Annotated in this window: 11 protein-coding genes; 4 read left to right on the top strand and 7 right to left on the bottom strand. The window is 42.9% G+C overall.

The features are described 5' to 3' along the window. Positions 1–2: 2 nt before the first annotated feature. The 4 genes from ACT3ID_RS04440 to ACT3ID_RS04425 form a co-directional block, all read right to left on the bottom strand. Entirely contained in the window at positions 3–1,610 is a 1,608-nt protein-coding gene (locus tag ACT3ID_RS04440) for a complex I subunit 4 family protein (RefSeq protein ID WP_491540782.1), read from the bottom strand. A gap of 13 nt (positions 1,611–1,623) precedes the next feature. Further along, positions 1,624–3,645 (bottom strand): NADH-quinone oxidoreductase subunit L, encoded by a 2,022-nt coding sequence (gene nuoL, locus ACT3ID_RS04435; protein ID WP_491540781.1) that lies wholly within the window; start codon positions 3,643–3,645, stop codon positions 1,624–1,626. Between the two features lie 172 nt (positions 3,646–3,817). Then, positions 3,818–4,120, bottom strand: a complete 303-nt coding sequence (gene nuoK, locus ACT3ID_RS04430) for an NADH-quinone oxidoreductase subunit NuoK (RefSeq protein ID WP_491540780.1) — start codon at positions 4,118–4,120, stop codon at positions 3,818–3,820. Beyond that, entirely contained in the window at positions 4,113–4,634 is a 522-nt protein-coding gene (locus tag ACT3ID_RS04425; protein WP_491540779.1) for an NADH-quinone oxidoreductase subunit J family protein, read from the bottom strand. The genes nuoK and ACT3ID_RS04425 overlap by 8 nt, the downstream gene beginning before the upstream one ends. Before the next feature lie 1,489 nt (positions 4,635–6,123). On the opposite strand from ACT3ID_RS04425, the gene ACT3ID_RS04420 reads away from it, so the two are divergent. After that, the gene (locus tag ACT3ID_RS04420) at positions 6,124–7,131 is read left to right on the top strand and encodes an AAA family ATPase (protein WP_491540778.1); all 1,008 of its coding nucleotides are present in this window, start codon (positions 6,124–6,126) and stop codon (positions 7,129–7,131) included. 564 nt (positions 7,132–7,695) lie between these two features. On the opposite strand, the gene rpsA is transcribed toward ACT3ID_RS04420, so the two are convergent. After that, the gene (gene rpsA, locus ACT3ID_RS04415) at positions 7,696–9,717 is read right to left on the bottom strand and encodes a 30S ribosomal protein S1 (protein WP_491540777.1); all 2,022 of its coding nucleotides are present in this window, start codon (positions 9,715–9,717) and stop codon (positions 7,696–7,698) included. A 78-nt stretch (positions 9,718–9,795) separates the two neighbouring features. Next, a complete protein-coding gene (gene cmk, locus ACT3ID_RS04410; protein WP_491540776.1) occupies positions 9,796–10,452 on the bottom strand; it encodes a (d)CMP kinase in 657 nt (218 codons plus the stop codon). 150 nt (positions 10,453–10,602) lie between these two features. Here cmk and rpsT point away from each other — a divergent pair, with 150 nt between their 5' ends. The 3 genes from rpsT (at position 10,603) to ACT3ID_RS04395 (ending at position 15,374) form a co-directional block, all read left to right on the top strand. Further along, positions 10,603–10,854 (top strand): 30S ribosomal protein S20, encoded by a 252-nt coding sequence (gene rpsT, locus ACT3ID_RS04405; protein ID WP_491540775.1) that lies wholly within the window; start codon positions 10,603–10,605, stop codon positions 10,852–10,854. Positions 10,855–10,869: 15 nt separating this feature from the next. Continuing rightward, a complete protein-coding gene (gpmI, locus tag ACT3ID_RS04400) occupies positions 10,870–12,393 on the top strand; it encodes a 2,3-bisphosphoglycerate-independent phosphoglycerate mutase (RefSeq protein ID WP_491540774.1) in 1,524 nt (507 codons plus the stop codon). Between the two features lie 350 nt (positions 12,394–12,743). Then, entirely contained in the window at positions 12,744–15,374 is a 2,631-nt protein-coding gene (locus tag ACT3ID_RS04395) for an ATP-dependent Clp protease ATP-binding subunit (RefSeq protein WP_491540773.1), read from the top strand. 922 nt (positions 15,375–16,296) lie between these two features. Here ACT3ID_RS04395 and ACT3ID_RS04390 read toward each other — a convergent pair. Continuing rightward, positions 16,297–17,421: a hypothetical protein gene (locus tag ACT3ID_RS04390; RefSeq protein ID WP_491540772.1), complete on the bottom strand. Its 1,125-nt coding sequence runs from the start codon at positions 17,419–17,421 to the stop codon at positions 16,297–16,299. Between the last annotated feature and the right edge of the window lie 69 nt (positions 17,422–17,490).

Genomic DNA, 17,490 nt, shown 5'->3' with positions numbered 1-17,490 from the left:
TATTACTTGTTTTGAGTTTTCGATGCTAATTCATCGGTAACATCATACAAAGTAGTTGCCCATTGAGGAAGTTCCTGATTATGGGCAGATTGTTTTATAGCTGTCCGTTTTTCTTCGGATGACTGCAGTAATTCCTGAACTTGTTGCTCCGAGAACTGTGTGAAATCGACCGGACGAATTCCAATCCAGATCATAAAAATAACCAATGGTACCAACAGTCCAACTTCACGGAAGTTGAGATCGATCAGCTTTTTATTTTCCTCATGTTTTATCGGACCAAACATCACCCGCTGATACATCCACAGCATATAAACAGCTGCTAAAATAACTCCCAGTGCAGCAAATACGACATAGGCATTTTGCGGAAGTATCTCGGAGTTAAACGTGCCATTCAAAATCAGAAACTCTCCTATAAATCCATTCAGCCCCGGTAGTCCAATCGAAGCTAGTGTTGCGATCATAAACATCACAGCGAAAACAGGCACCACCTTCGCAATTCCACCGTAGTCTTTGATATCCCTCGTATGAGTACGATCATAGATCATTCCAACGATAAGGAATAATGCACCTGTCGAAAGTCCGTGATTAATCATCTGAATAAGAGCGCCCTGCACAGCAATGGTGTTAAAGGCAAATAATCCCAATACAACAAAACCGAGGTGACTTACGGAAGAATAGGCCACCAGTTTTTTTACATCTTTCTGTACCATCGCCACCAGCGCGCCGTAAATTATTCCGATGATGGCCAATATTGCCAGATATGGAGCAAACTCGGTGAAGGCGTTGGGGAAAAGCGGCAGACAGAAGCGAAGCAGTCCGTATGTCCCCATCTTCAGCATAACGGCAGCAAGCACTACAGAACCTGCTGTCGGTGCCTCGGTGTGAGCATAAGGCAGCCAGGTGTGAAATGGGAACAGCGGCACCTTGATGCAGAATGCAAGCGCAAAGGACAGAAACAGATATGTCTGCTCAACTAACCCCACCTGATATTCTGCCCCGGACAGGAATCGCCAGTCGGCTGTAAATTGATATCCTTCCATAAAGCTACCGGCATCGAATCCCGTATAAATCAAACCAACCAGCATAATTAGCGAACCGACCAGCGTATAAACAAAAAACTTTACAGTGGCATGGATCCGATCCTTGCCACCCCAAATTCCAATGAGGAAATACATGGGGATAAGCGACAGCTCGAAAAAGACATAAAAGACGACCATATCAAGCGAGGCAAAAACTCCCATCGAAGCAGTCTGCATAAGCATCAGCATGGAATAATAACCGGCCAGATGCTTTTTCACCGAATCCCATGATGATAAAACCACAATCGGGCCAAATAGCGTGGTAAGCATAAAAAGTAGCAGGCTCAATCCATCGAGACCGATCAGGTACTTTATATCGTACCCGTTCATGATGGGAAGCCCCTCTGTCAGATATTGGGCCGTGGAGGAGTTGGCAATATCAAAACTAAATAACAGGGGCAGCGATAGTAAAAATGTTGCTGTTGTTACAACCAGGCTAATCCACTTCTTAGCCCTGTCATTTCGAACTGCCAGAATTCCGGCAATTCCCAGAAGTGGTAAATAAATAACTAAATTTAATAGTAACTCCATTATCAATTCTTTTTTACAGGATCAACATGCTTAGTACGAGGATAACGCCGAGCACAAGTGCCAGTGCATAACTGCTGGTAACTCCGGTTTGAACATATCGGAATACACTACCAAAAAGCCGGACTACACCGCCAATTGTATTCACTATGCCATCCACAATTTTCATATCAAATTTTGCAAGTCCTTTGTCAGAAAACCTGACAAGAGGATGTACCAAAAGTCCTTCGTAAAATTCATCGAGGTTGTACTTCTCACTCCACGTTTCATACAATGCACCAAACCGCATCGCAAGTTTTTCATCGGATTCTTCGGTTGCGCCGCTGCTGTACATCTTATAAGCCATATAGACTCCACTTAATGCAACTACAATTGAAAAAGCCATTAATATCCACTCTGTAGCATGCGAGAGGGTGAGTCCAACATCAACCGTGACACTATACAGCCAGTTGTGCAAGAGGTTTATATGCTCTTCCTGGTGTGTAAATGTGGCCAGCAAAAAATTGGGGACTCCTAGAAATCCGCCTACAACAGACAGCCCGCCGAGCGTCCAAAGTGGGATCGTCATCGTTTTTGGGCTTTCGTGCAGATACTTTTCTGCTCCACTGGCTTCACTAATTTTTTCGGGCAGTTTAAATTCGCCGTTAAAAGTACCGAACGTGAGACGGAACATATAAAATGCCGTCATGAAAGCAGTTAATATTCCTACTACCCATAATAAAATGTAGAGAGAACCGGCAAATTCGCCGAACCCGGCATTAAAGGTAAATGCTAAGATCTCATCCTTTGAAAAGAATCCGGCCAGCGGTGGAATTCCGGCGATAGCTATAGTAGCAATTAAAAACGTTTTGTAGGTGCTTGGCATATATTCTTTGAGTCCGCCCATAAAGCGCATATCCTGCGGATCAAAATGCACATCCTTACCTTCTTCATGAAGACCGTGCTCAACATGTTCCATAGCATGGATGACGGACCCCGACCCCAGGAAGAGCAAAGCTTTAAAAAATGCGTGTGTTACCACATGAAACATAGCGGCCGTAAAAGCTCCAGACCCCAATGCCAGGAACATATATCCCAACTGAGAAACGGTTGAGTACGCCAGCACCCGCTTGATATCATTTTGGGTTATTGCAATAGTAGCAGCAACGAGCGCGGTCAGTGCACCAATGACTGCTATAATCATCATGATTTCCGGAGACATTGCAAACATCGGCGACATACGGGAAATCAGGTAGATACCTGAAGTCACCATTGTAGCCGCGTGAATAAGTGCAGAAACAGGTGTCGGTCCGGCCATGGCATCGGGCAACCAGACAAAAAGCGGAATTTGTGCACTCTTCCCCGTGGCACCGATAAACATCAACATACCGATCCAGAACTTGCCGTCAGCAGGAATGGCATCGAGATTATTCAGGATCTGGCTGAAATCAAGGCTGCCGATATACTGAAAGGTCAAAAACATAGCTATCAGAAAAGCAAAATCGCCCACCCTGTTATACCAAAAAGCCTTACTACCGGCCGCTGAATTTGCAATATCAGAATACCAGAAACCGATTAACAGATAAGAACAAAGTCCGACACCTTCCCATCCCAAAAACAACAGCAGAAGGTTATCTGCCATCACGAGATTGAGCATGGCAAAAATAAACAGGTTCAGATAGGCAAAGAACTTCCAGTATCCTTCATCTGCCCACATGTAACCAATCGAATAAAGGTGTATCAGAAATCCAACGCCGGTTACAACAAGCGTCATCAAAAGTGATAGCTGATCGATCTGATATGCAATATCTACGCTAAATGAGCCAGTTTCTATCCAGGTAAAAAGCTCAACAAATATCGGCGCTGAATCTTGGCCCATGTTTACAAAAAAGTAAACCGCAATCGCAAAGGGAATGAACACTGCCAGGTTAGCAATAGTGCCAATCAGGGCTTTTTGTTTACGAAATGATTGTGAACTTAATCCAATAAGTCCATTAACAATAAACCCCAAGAGAGGAAGTAAAATTATCAGACTTGTAAGCGTAGTAGCAGAATCCATTAAAATGAAATTTCAGATTGTATTCTTACAAAATTTTCGGCTCAAATGTAGCCATTACCCCCTATTTTACCAAGGGTGAATTATTAAGTGGCAAAGATACAAAAAAGTGATTCAAGGTAAAGTTTTGAATTGCTGTTTAGAGCCATTTTACAACAGCATATTTTAGGCAGCATTACCAGCGAAGGAGATTAATTTTAGAGATATCTACCGACAGATTATTTCTGAATATCGCTATGATAATAGCTAATCCTACTACAGCCTCTGCAGCGGCAACTGCCAGAGAAAAGAAGACAAGAATTTGCCCATCAATATTTCCGTAATGACTGCTAAAAGAGATCAGGGATAAGTTGACGGCGTTGAGCATCAGCTCTACACACATAAAAATGACAATGGCGTTTTTCCGAATAAGCACGCCAATAATCCCAATACAAAATAGAAGCGCACTAAGCGCTAAAAACCAATCTATACTAATCATTTGCAGTTTCTTTAGTAATTTTATGTTGCGCTATCAAAATGGCCCCTACTACGGCAGCCGTTAGTAAAATAGCCGTAAGCTCGAATGGGAGCAGATATTCAGTAAATAATACTTCTCCAACCGCTTCAACAGTTCCTACCTCTGCCATTTCAGGTGAAATTGTCGGCAAGGTGTCTGAGAAGCTCCCCAAGCTGTATAAAATCTGTGAGAAAACTCCGACTCCCAGCAAGAAAGCCACAAAATATTTGATGCGAAATTTGTTGAACAGACTTTCTTCATCCTCCAGATTCAACAACATAATCACAAATAAAAACAGCACCATTATTGCACCGGCATATATCAAAATCTGAATTATCGCCAAAAATTGTGCTTTTAAAAGCAGGAATAATCCAGCTAGAGCAATCATGTTTAGCACCAGAAACAAGGCACTGTTGACAGTATTTTTGCTAATAACCATGGCCAATGCTGATGCCACGGATAGTACGGCTAAGAAAATGAATAAATAAGTTATCATATCTATCTGTTCTTTTAAGTGGCTTCAAAGGTAGATAAATTTAAAAACCTCATCAACAGAAATTACTAATTTGTTTCTGATCTTGATTGCAGGTTTTATCTTGTGTTTATCCGCTAATCAAATAACCGTACTTTATTATTTCTCCTCTTTGCAATCTCCTAAAATTACTTACCGGACAGCTGAAAAGTTTATTCAGTGTCTTCCGAAAATCTTTTGGAACGAATCAAAGATGTCACCGTTAGGAATAGCAGATTTTGTTCTAACTACAGATCTTTTTCGAACCTTTTGAATGAGACCCGAAATAATTCGGGACAAGCAACTGTGCGGTAAAACTTACCGGCTAACCAACTTCGGCGCAGCTCATTCAGATTTCATTGTTCATTTTTTGTGAGCAAACCGCCGACAGCAGTCGGGACCAGAAAATCACTGGAATGAACCAAAAACTCCCGGGGGAATCGCAGATTTTGTACTGGCTAAAACAAGAAAACCGGGAATAGCTATTCCACATTAATCATTATGCTGAAGTATCTTTCCCCGATTCGCCCCGGACCCCCTACTTATTAAACCGTGAAGTCGTAACTCTACTCTTATTCCTAAGGAATTTTTCTGGTAATGACTTCAGGGGTTCATAGCAACGTAGGCGGGAATTATATGATTTTAGCAAAGATGGCGATCAATCGGGCCAAGTAACGTTTTCAAAGAAACCATGAAGCAGACGCAGGTGCGTCTGTCATGCGTTCCGCACCAGAGGTACGGAACGAGAGAAGAATCTTTTTTTGCACCTTTTGAATGAGCCCAAAAAAGTCGGGACAGGCAGCGGTGCAGTAAAACTCATTCCGAAGCATCGGAGCTTTGCTAAGACCGAAGGGATTAGCGGTTTTTGTCTAGTCTTGATAACTTTGTTTGAACCCACCCCACCCGACCTCCCGGGAGTGGACTTTTTGTGTACTTATTTCCAGGTTTGCCCCGGCTTAAGAATTGTCTGCTGAAGCCAAAGGAGGTGGATTTTGTGCCAAATATTTAACGCTGTTCGAAAGGTTTTGCCAGCTTTACCTATCCTGCCGCGCGAGATGCCGGATCAAGTCCGGGATTACGACGGAGTAAAAAAGAGTATCACTCACTCGACATCGGCTTAGTTCACGTAAGATCTGAAGGGTTTCTTTCATACTATCCAGAGCTTCAATAAAGCCGGCCCGAATATTTACCTAAAAAGAGTTGACTCAAAACCATTTAAATCTTCCAAGGAAAATCCGATTTTTTTTCCATCCATTTGTAACTAAAAAAGTATAGCAATTTAGAAATTACACCATATCTTCAGCAACAAAATAATACCTCTTTTATGATGTTATTATCCTTAACAAGTAATTCCGAAAACAACGGGCAATAGAAAAGAATCTGTAAATTCCATTTATTAACGTTAGCTTTTTATTTTTGCGTAGAAAACAGTATTTATTTGCTTAAAATTTTGAATCAATAATATTCTCTTGTTATGGCCACAACCTCCACTTCGGTAGATATGGAAGCATTGGGTGAAAAAATTGAAGAATCCAGTGCATTTATTGAAGATATTTATGACGAATTAAATAAAGTAATTGTCGGCCAACGCTATATGATCGATCGACTGCTGATTGGTTTGCTTGCAGACGGTCATGTGCTTTTGGAAGGTGTACCGGGGCTGGCTAAAACGCTAACGGTTTCTTCGCTGGCCAAAGTTATTGATACAAAATTTCAGCGGTTGCAATTTACACCTGACTTACTGCCTGCTGACTTAGTCGGAACGTTAATTTATAATCAAAAAGAGGCGGAGTTTACCGTCAAAAAAGGTCCGATTTTTGCCAATATTATTTTGGCTGATGAGATCAACCGATCACCGGCTAAAGTGCAAAGTGCCCTGCTCGAAGCGATGCAGGAACAGCAAGTTACCATTGGTGAAGAAACCTATCCGCTTGACGATCCGTTTCTTGCACTGGCTACACAGAATCCTGTGGAGCAAGAAGGAACCTATCCCCTGCCTGAAGCCCAGGTCGATCGCTTTATGATGAAGATAAAGATCGATTATCCCAGCGAGAGTGAAGAGCTAGAGATTATGCGCCGAATGGCTAAAACAGGTGCCAAAAAAGAGCTGGAGCCGGTTATCAAGACCGAAAAAATTCTGGAGGCACGGAAGGTTATCAATGACATATATATAGATGAGAAAGTTGAACAGTATATTATTGATCTTGTTTTCGCTACACGCGACCCAGAACAATACAATCTGAAAGATCTGGCGGACCTTATTAATTTCGGAGCTTCGCCGCGTGCATCGATCAATCTCAATCTGGCAGCACGGGCTCATGCCTATATGGAGCATCGGGCTTATGTAACGCCCGAAGACGTTCGCTTCATTGCAATGGATGTGCTGCGACATCGGATCATCCCTACTTTTGAGGCTGAAGCAGAAAATATCACCTCCGAAGATCTGATCGACAAGGTGATGTCAACAATTCAAGTGCCGTAAATTTTAGCCTGTTTACTCGTCGGACATCAAACCCAGATGTTCGACGAGGATTAGTTGTCTTTTTCTTTTATATCAAGCACCTGCTACAGTACGGAATAGTGTTTCAACCATCACCCACGGGTGAATCCGTGGGCTAAAAGTTTTTATAAAAGCTCACTTGAAGTGAGCTTCGTGGTTTCCTCCTTAGCCTGATGATTCATCTTCAGGCGGAGATAAATAATCTTCCTATCTCTCTCTGCCCAAGAGACAAGCAGGCTTAAGAGATGATACATCTTTCATTAAAGCATCAAAAAACCAACCGGAATATTTTTGATTTAAATAGAGGAGATCAGAGATAATTTTTCGGGATCAATCTTATCCCACGGATGAATCCGTGGGCTGGGAATGTTTTGTGAAAGCTCACTTGAAGTGAGCTTTAGGTTTTGCTTCTTAGCCTGATGATTCATCTTCAGGCGGAACATTGTGCAATTGATACAGATTATTTCAAAATAATCCTCAAATAAAAAAGGCTCAGAGATAATCTCTGAGCCTTTGAATTGAGAAATGTAAAAGCGGAGCAGCTATTTATTCCTGCTCATCATCATTCTCCTCTTCTTCTTTTTCTACCTCTTCGGCTTTCTTCTTGAGGTTTCGAGCTGCCTTTTCTTTATCAGCCATCTCTTTTTTAAGATCAGCAAGACCTGACATTTCACCCAGTGTAGGAGTGCCTGTCTGTGGAGTAGGCTCTTGCTTACCACCTCCTCGGCTTTTCTTTTCCTTGGGTTCTTTGGCTTTCTTCACATCCTGCTCACGTTGACTGAGCGTAATGTTTTTATTGCTTTCATCCAGCTCAATAACATAAGCTTCAACGGTATCCCCTTCTTCAAAGTTTTCTTGAGGTTCACCGCCGGCTTCTGTTTTACTTGCAGGAATAAAGCCTTCCAATTCATAAGGAAGCTTAACGAAAACACCTTTCTCGGTAGTTTTAGAGACTTCACCTTCTACCTGGTTGGTTCCGCTGTATTCTTCAGCAAACTGCTCCCACGGATTATCTTCAATCTGCTTGTGACCCAGTGTAATCCGACGGTTTTCAAAGTCGATCGCCAGAATTACCACTTCGATCTCCTCATCTTTATCGATAACCTCGTTCGGATGGTTGATCTTCTCTGTCCAACTTAGGTCAGAAATGTGGATGAGTCCGTCAATGCCTGGTTCGAGTTCAACAAACACACCGAAGTTGGTGAGATTGCGAACGGTTCCTGTATGCTTAGAACCGACGGGATAACGCTCGTCGATGTCTTCCCAGGGATCTTTCTCGAGCTGTTTGACACCGAGCGAAATTTTCTTCTCCGGCTCGTTCACATTCAGCACCACGCAGTCGATGATATCATCCTTGTTGACGAGCTGCGACGGATGCTTGATATGTTGTGTCCACGACATCTCGCTGATGTGGATAAGTCCTTCAACACCTTTTTCGAGTTCAATAAAGGCTCCGTAATCAGCAATAGAAACTACGCGACCCTGCACCTTGATATTTTCAGGATACTTGAGATCGATTTCGTTCCATGGATGCGGCTGCAGTTGTTTGAGTCCGAGCGAAACGCGCTTGGTCTCTTCATCAAAATCAATAACCGCAACATTAAGCCGCTGATCCAATGAGACAATCTCTTCGGGATGTTCCACACGTCCCCATGAAAGGTCCGTAATGTGCAGCAGGCCGTCGACACCACCGAGATCGATAAACACACCGAAATCGGTAATATTTTTGACAATGCCTTCGAGCACCTGACCTTCTTCGATCGTTTCGAGAATCTCTTCACGCTGCTCTTCTAGATCAGACTCAATAAGCGCACGGTGCGAGACAACCACGTTTTCGGCAGACATATTCAGTTTTACAACCTGAAATTCCATTGTCTTGCCTACATATGCATCAAAATCTCGAACGGGACGTACGTCAATTTGTGATCCGGGCAGAAATGCATCAATACCCATAATATCGGCAACCATACCACCCTTAATCCGACGCTTGATATATCCTTCTACAATTTCGCCAGTTTCAGCAGCACGTTCGATAGTCTCCCATGCATGCAGTATGTCAGCCTTGCGTCGCGAAAGAATTAACTGTCCTTCCTGGTCTTCAACCTGATCCAGGAAAACATCAACTTCATCACCCGGCTGCAGGTTTTCCACAACTTCGTCAGGAAATTCATTGGTTTGCACCATGCCTTCGGATTTGAATCCGATATCTACAACAACATAGTCTTCATCAACAGAAACAACACGCCCCGTAACTATTTCCTTCTCTTCAATTTCATTGAGCGTATCTTCATACATATCTGCAAGCTTGTGAAACTCCTCATCGGAATAATCTTCCGATGCAGCCTGCAGCTGATCATAAGTATAGGTTACATCTTCATCGACATCTCCGGTGAAGGTAGCCACCTCTTCTTCTTCAGGTTCTACTCGTACTTCTTCTTCCGAGGTAGCATCAATAACAGATTCTTCCGGAGCCTCTTCAGTTTCAGTATCGGTGGCTTCAGTAGCTGTAGTCTGTTCTTCTTCGTTATTTTGGTTAGTATTTTGTTCTTGTTTTAGTTCTTCGGTCATTATCAGTTTTTAGTTAAAATTACCGCATCCATCAGCTGACGGATGGGATTGAGTTAAGATTTTAGTTCTAGTTGTTACTTAGTCTTTCATGTGTTGTTTCACTTTCGAACAAATTTGATTTACTTGCTGTTCGAAAGTCAAATTCGTTGTATCAATTTCAATTGCATCTTCCGCTTTTTTCAATGGATCGGTTTGACGCCTGGAATCTTTCCGATCTCTTTCTTTAATATTTTGCTTCACTTCTTTCAACGTTAATGCGGGGTTATTCATTTTACGTTGATTGAATCTTCTGCGAGCCCGTTCATCTAAGTTGGCTGACATATAAAACTTCAAATCAGCATCGGGGAACACAGCCGTACCCAGATCCCGGCCTTCAGCAATATATACACCATCGAGGACGACACCCCGCATCAGGTTATTCACAAAAGCCCGTACGCGCGGCATTGCTGCTATATCACTTACACAGCCGGCAACTTCTGAAGAACGAATCGCATCAGTCACCAAATCGCCATCAACAGCAACATGGAATTGTTGATCTTCATAGTAGAAAGAGATCTCTTTCTGATCCAATAAACGAAAGAACTGTTCTGTATCTCGATTCGCCTCTATATATATAAGCGCCGCCGTTCGATAAAGCGCCCCGGAATCGAGATATTCAATTTGCAGCCGGTCAGCAACAGCTCGTGCTGTCGAGCTTTTTCCCGAGCCTGCCGGCCCATCGATAACTATAATCATATTTGAAAGTCTCCCAACTTACCCTTCTTTTACTAATTTTTCAATGATTTCTTGTTTAACACATCCAGAAATTTTAACTTTTGGGTCTTTCTGAAACGGCGAAGAAGATACAAATTAATTTCAAGAACTGATAAGAATACTTAGAAATCTATGCCACGACATCAATCAGCAATAAAACGTGTACGACAAAATGAGAAGCGCCGCCAGCGAAACCAGGCGCAACGGTCAAAAATGAAGACAATGATCAAGAAGACACTTGAGACGACCGACAAGGAAGAAGCTGAAGAAATCTTTAAAGAAGCAAGTTCATATTTAGATAAATTGGCAGCCAAAGATCTGATCCATAAAAATTATGCTGCCCGTAAAAAATCTAAATTGGCCAACCACGTAAATAATTTATAAAAGGCTGCTTCCGCTTTGTCTGATCCATACTCGAAGGCACTTCTAGTTATACTCGATGGATATGGGATTGCAGAGAATCCCGAAGTCAGTGCGATAGATAAAGCGCATAAGCCGTTTATTGATTCACTTTTTGAAAAGTATCCCCATTCCCAGCTATCAGCAAAGGCCACAGATGTAGGTCTTCCCGAGGGGCAGTTCGGAAATTCAGAAGTCGGACATCTGAATATTGGAGCAGGCCGTATTGTCCCCCAGGAACTGACGCGGGTAAACAAGGCCATTGAAGATGAAAGTTTTTTTAGTAATAAAGCTTTGACTGCTGCTTTTGATAAAGCCAGGCAGAATGGCCGCATTCATATCATGGGTCTTTTTTCGGATGGAGGAGTCCACAGCCACAATAACCATCTTTTTGCTCTGCTTCGGTTTGCCAAAAAAGCAAACATTCCTAACACGTATGTGCACGCTTTTACTGACGGACGCGATACCTCTCCGCACGGGGGGGTAGACTATATGAAGGAGTTCAAAAAGAAAGCAGATGATATCGGAGCTGGAAAAATTGCCTCGATTGTCGGGCGCTATTACGCCATGGATCGTGACAATCGGTGGGATCGTACTCAGCTTGCTTATGAACTTCTGGTTAATGGAAAGGGTGAAAAGTTCGATGATCCGGAGCAAGCTCTCCGATCATCTTATGATGAAGAGGTGACTGACGAATTTGTTAAACCCAAACTGATTGACTCCTCACCTGACTCCCGCATCCAAAAAAATGATGTCATCATCTTTTATAATATACGGGGAGATCGGGCGCGCCAAATAACACGTGCCTTTACAGAGCCTGAATTTGATAAGTTTGAAGTTGAAAAGGATCTGAATCTCCACTACACCACGTTCACATCGTATGATGATACTTTTGATCATGTAGATGTAGCTTACCCACCCTTAGAACTAAAGAATACGCTGGGAGAAATAGTCAGTAAAAATGGTTTAAAGCAACTTCGGATCGCTGAAACAGAAAAATATCCTCACGTCACCTATTTCTTTAATGGCGGTGAAGAAACACCATTCAAAGGGGAACAACGTATATTAATTCCCAGTCCCAAGGTCGCCACTTATGATCTGCAGCCTGAGATGAGTGCACCGGAAGTGACCGATGCTCTGTGTGCTCAACTGATGACCGAGAAGCATCATCTGTGTGTACTTAATTTTGCCAATCTTGATATGGTGGGTCATACCGGCGATATGGAAGCTACAATTGAAGCTGTCGAAACAATCGATCAGAAATTGAAACAAATTGTGGAGACCGCTACAGATCATGATTATAAAATCTTGATTATCTCTGACCACGGAAACGCTGATCGCCTGGTTAATGACGATGGAAGTCCGCATACAGCTCACACCTCAGCACCCGTTCCGGCAATAATTCTAAATGAGGCTGAGGCACAGAAACTGCGGGATGGCATTTTAGCAGATGTTGCTCCCACACTCCTTAAATTGATGGGGCTCCCGCAGCCGGAGGAAATGACTGGATCATCTCTCTTCTAAATTTTCTGAAGATTAGAAATCAAGAGCCTATCTTCGTATTTTTATGCACAGAGGATTGCGATTATTATAAATTTTTATCTGAATAGTCGGATCACTAACTATCATTTTATTGTTTAAAGGCCTTAGAAAAATAGCCGATAACAATTTAGTTACATGCTTGGCTTGCATGTAAGTACCAGAAACCCGAGCAACGTTATGTGCTCTTTAGAATTTTTTAAAGAGTTTCACACTTGTTTTAGTTTGCTTTTGCACTAAGCCAGTACTACTTTCGTTAAAGAATATGAACTAAATATTCGAGTCACTCGTTTTAACGATTGACAAAATAACTCAAAACCTGAAGGTTCGTTTTTATGGAGGGTAATTTCTCTAGCAAAGTTCGAGATGTCATCCAATTCAGTCGCGAAGAAGCCCTGCGTCTGGGCCATGATTATATTGGCACAGAGCATTTGATCCTTGGCATTGTCCGCCTTGGAGAGGGCGTAGCTGTTAAAATTTTGAAAAATCTAAATTGTGATCTTTTTAAACTAAAAAAGACAGTAGAAGATACGGTTCGCGGTACAGGCGGATCAGTTAAAGTGGGGAATATACCTCTCACCAAACAAGCTGAGAAAGTACTCCGTATAACCTATCTGGAAGCCAAGCTCTACAAGAGTGATACTATTGGCACAGAACATCTGCTTTTATCATTGCTGCGGGATGACGAAAATATTGCCGCACAGATATTGCAACAATTCAATGTCTCGTACGACGCCGTGCGGGAAGAATTAGACCTTATTATTTCAGGAAAATCTTCTGATGATGAAGGACAGGATTCACGATCTGTTTCCGCCAGTCTTTCTTCATCCAAAGGTAGTTCAAAATCGTCCGGAAGTTCTAGAGAAAAGAAAATGGAAAAATCAAAAACACCAGTACTCGATAATTTTGGCCGGGATCTTACGGAACTGGCCGAGGAAGGAAAGCTCGATCCTATTATCGGTCGAGAAAAGGAGATTGAACGCGTTGCTCAGGTACTGAGCCGGCGCAAGAAAAATAACCCGGTGCTCATTGGTGAGCCGGGAGTTGGTAAAACAGCCATTGCAGAAGGATTGGCTTCAAGAATCGTCGAACGAAAGGTATCGCGTGTACTCTATGATAAGCGCGTTATCCAGTTAGACCTTGCCGCACTGGTAGCCGGTACCAAGTATCGGGGCCAGTTCGAAGAGCGTATGAAAGCTGTAATGGGTGAACTTGAGAAAACTCAAAATGTGATCCTGTTCATCGATGAGCTTCATACAATCGTCGGCGCCGGTGGAGCAAGCGGCTCGCTCGATGCTTCAAATATGTTGAAGCCGGCTCTTGCTCGTGGTGAAGTTCAGGCTATTGGCGCCACAACGCTTAATGAATATAGACAGCATATCGAAAAAGACGGTGCGCTTGAGCGTCGATTCCAGAAAATCATGGTCGACCCGACAACGCCAGAGGAAACCATCGATATTCTGTCTCAAATTAAAGACAAGTATGAATCGCACCACAGCGTCAACTATTCGGAAGAAGCCATTAAAGCTTGTGTAGAACTCACTGACCGTTATGTGACGGATCATTTCTTGCCGGATAAAGCTATTGATGCTCTTGACGAAGCCGGTGCTCGCGTACATCTCTCAAACATTCACGTGCCGCAACATATCATTGATCTGGAAGAACAAATCGAAAAAACCAGCAATGAGAAAAACGGAATGGTGAAGAAGCAGCGTTTTGAAGAGGCTGCCCGGCTCCGTGACAAAGAAAAGAGACTTACGGAAGAACTCGAACAGGCCCAGAAAGAGTGGGAGAAAGAGTCTGAAGAGATCATTTACGATGTCCACGAAGATGACGTTGCTCAAGTTGTAGGTATGATGAGCGGTGTTCCGGTCAGCAAAATCAGCCAGAGCGAAAGCAAGAAGCTGGTGAAAATGAAAGAAGAGCTGTCTAAGCAGGTCATCGGCCAGAACGAAGCTATTGTTAAGCTTACTAAAGCGATCAAGCGGACACGAGCGGGACTCAAAGATCCTACACGCCCGATTGGCTCGTTTATCTTCTTGGGTCCTACTGGTGTTGGTAAGACCGAGATGGCCAAAGTGCTGGCCCAATATCTCTTCGATAAAGAAGAGGCCCTGATTCGCATCGACATGAGTGAGTATATGGAGAAATTCTCTGTCTCACGTCTGGTAGGTGCACCTCCGGGCTATGTAGGATATGAAGAAGGCGGTATGCTGACCGAGAAGGTACGCCGTAAACCGTACAGCGTTGTGCTGCTCGATGAAATTGAGAAAGCGCACCCTGATGTATTCAACATTCTGTTGCAAGTTCTCGACGACGGTATTCTTACCGACAGTCTGGGACGTAAAGTGGATTTCCGCAATACGATTATTATCATGACTTCAAACATTGGTGCGCGGGATATCCGCAACCTGGGTCAGGGAATCGGTTTTAGCTCAGAAGAAAATGAGTTTGACTACGAGAAGATGAAATCCACTATTCAGGATGCACTGAAGAAAGTATTCAATCCTGAATTCCTGAACCGGATTGATGATGTTATCACCTTCCGTGCTCTGGAGAAAGAAGATATCTTCCAGATTATCGACCTGCTGTCTGATGATCTGTTCCAGCGTATCCGAAGTCTCGGATATGAAGTTGAAGTCACGAAAGGTGCTAAAGATTTCTTGAGTGAGAAAGGCTTCGATCAGAAGTATGGCGCTCGTCCGTTAAAACGTGCGATCCAGAAATATGTTGAAGAGCCACTCGCTGAAGAACTTCTTGAAGCCGATCATCCGGAAGGCTCAGAGATCAAAATAAAGATGAATAAATCTCGTGACGGACTGCTATTCGACTGGTCAGATACAGAAGAGACCACAGAAGTTGAGACCAGCGATGAGCAGCTTAAGGCTGCGCGGGAAAGCGAGGATGATGACGATTCGGATTCAGGATCAAAAAGCGAAGAGTCTAAATCTGAGGCCAAAGCTTAATACGAAACACAAATTTATTAGGAAAGGCCACCTTCTCGGTGGCCTTTTTTATTTTAGGCACAATATTATTTCGATGGCGATCTACTCTACGAAATGATGCTCCGCTAAAAGCCTGGAGATAAATCATCAGGCTAAGAAGCAAAAAACCGAAGCTCACTTTAAGTGAGCTTTGTAGATTTTTAGCCCACGGATTCATCCGTGGGTAAAAAAGTAAAAGTTTGGGATGAGATTTCTTACTTGCACTCCCAATCGGTCAACAACAACGGGAGCAGAGCTCCCTTAAAATCAAGTAAAGTTCCTGTCATACAAGACAAGTTTCCACGTCTTCCGTTAGTCGTACAGGTCTCGTGCGACGTTATTTTCAGGTCATACAAAAATCATAGGAAGACAATCACCTGATGGATTAATGCCTTTTCTCTCGTAAAGCATTAGTCTGGTACAAGCGGACGCTTGCACAATTAGGTGTAGCGCAAAAGTAGGTTGCCCTAAAGCCTGAAGATAAATCATCAGGCTAAGAAGCAAACCGAAGCTCACTTTAAGTGAGCTTTTACAAAAAATTCCTAGCCACGGATTCATCCGTGGGTAATAGCTCAGAGAGTGCTTTTATCACTAGCGCGGGAATTAATTCCCGCGCTACTAATAAAACGTGTGACTCGTCTCTAAAAATAGATGCGGAGTGACTGAATGAGATAATGCTTGTGGCAGACGATTGAATTAGTATCCGAGAACGTAATCCTTATATCCTTTATAGATTCTACGCGACCCTCTTCAGGGAGATTCTTCGACTGTGTTCGTCACTATACTCCTCACTACGCTCCCCGATTCACTCAGGACAGGTAGATGACATCAACTATGATAACCTGCGCTAATATCTCCCGTCCGCTGTGTAATCCTCTGTGCTCTCTGTGGTTATTTTCTTTATTTAAAAATTAGCCTGTATAATTACTTCTTTGCTTCCCCCTATCAGCTGATATTCTCCGGCTGAGGTTCGCACGAGACGAGGCTGAATTTCATCCGTAAAACCCAAAGCACCACCTGTAAAATCTTCACTTGCAATTTGACGCTGCTGGATGTTAACCGCTCGAAATTCAACGTTATTTAATATTCCGCTGTTTTCTGAGTAATTGCCCATCACAAATAATAGCACATTATCCCCGGGAAAATAATCGGCCAGAAATACAGGCGAACGAGTACTTGAGGCCCCAATGCGATCTCCATCCACAGAATAAACTACCGCACGTCCTGCTGAATACAACGTGATATAATTGTTATCAGCTGACAACGTTACACCGCTCAGGTTTTCATCGGTCGTTATGCTGTTCAGTTCGTTACCATATCGATCCATAATCAGCACCTGATCATCCGTACCATCCTGCGCTGTAACAGCAGTAACAAAATTGCCATCATCAGAAACGTTCAGCTCTTTCAAATAGCGATTCGTATTGCGATAAATATTCCGGAACTCATAATTTGCCATCATAACCTGCGCTTTAGATCCCAGCTTTCCCGTACGTTTTATCCGGGGATTATAAACTACAATCGTTTCTCCGTTTTGACCCATTGTCAGTTCTGCAATCGCTTCCCCCTCTTCAGTCTGACTACTGCTGGACATGCTGGTTAGTAGCTGACCAAATGTATCATAAAAGGTGAAGTTTGTGATATTATCTCGCAGAATGACATTTCCATTATTTAGAGCAAAAATGCCAAGCGAAGGGTCGTCAGATCCCAAGGTTTTTGCTGAATAGCTGTTTAGTGAGTCACCCGCAGAATTGAACAGATCAATTTCTGCCTCTCCATCTACACGTTTTAATACAGCAATCACTGAGCCATCGGGAGAAATTCCAAAATCCTCATACCGGGTAATGGATCTATTATTAGCTAAAAATTGGAAAGCATCAGAACCTATCCTGATCTCTCCATCTTCTAATAAAAAAGTGGACGGATTATTATCGGAAGTCCCCTGTGTAGTCGTGGCATTTAATGATTGGCTAATTGCTACAGAAGGAAGCAAAAGAAAAATGATAATCTGGTAAATTCTAGCACCCATAAATGATGTAAGTTATTGCGCCTGTTAAAATTTCGAAGACTAAAGAACGGAATTTTTTGTCAGAGTTTC

This window comes from Fodinibius sp. GM108, from assembly GCF_058386985.1.
The sequence above is the reverse complement of the archived record's forward strand: the minus strand, read 5'-3'. Positions and strand labels throughout refer to the sequence as shown.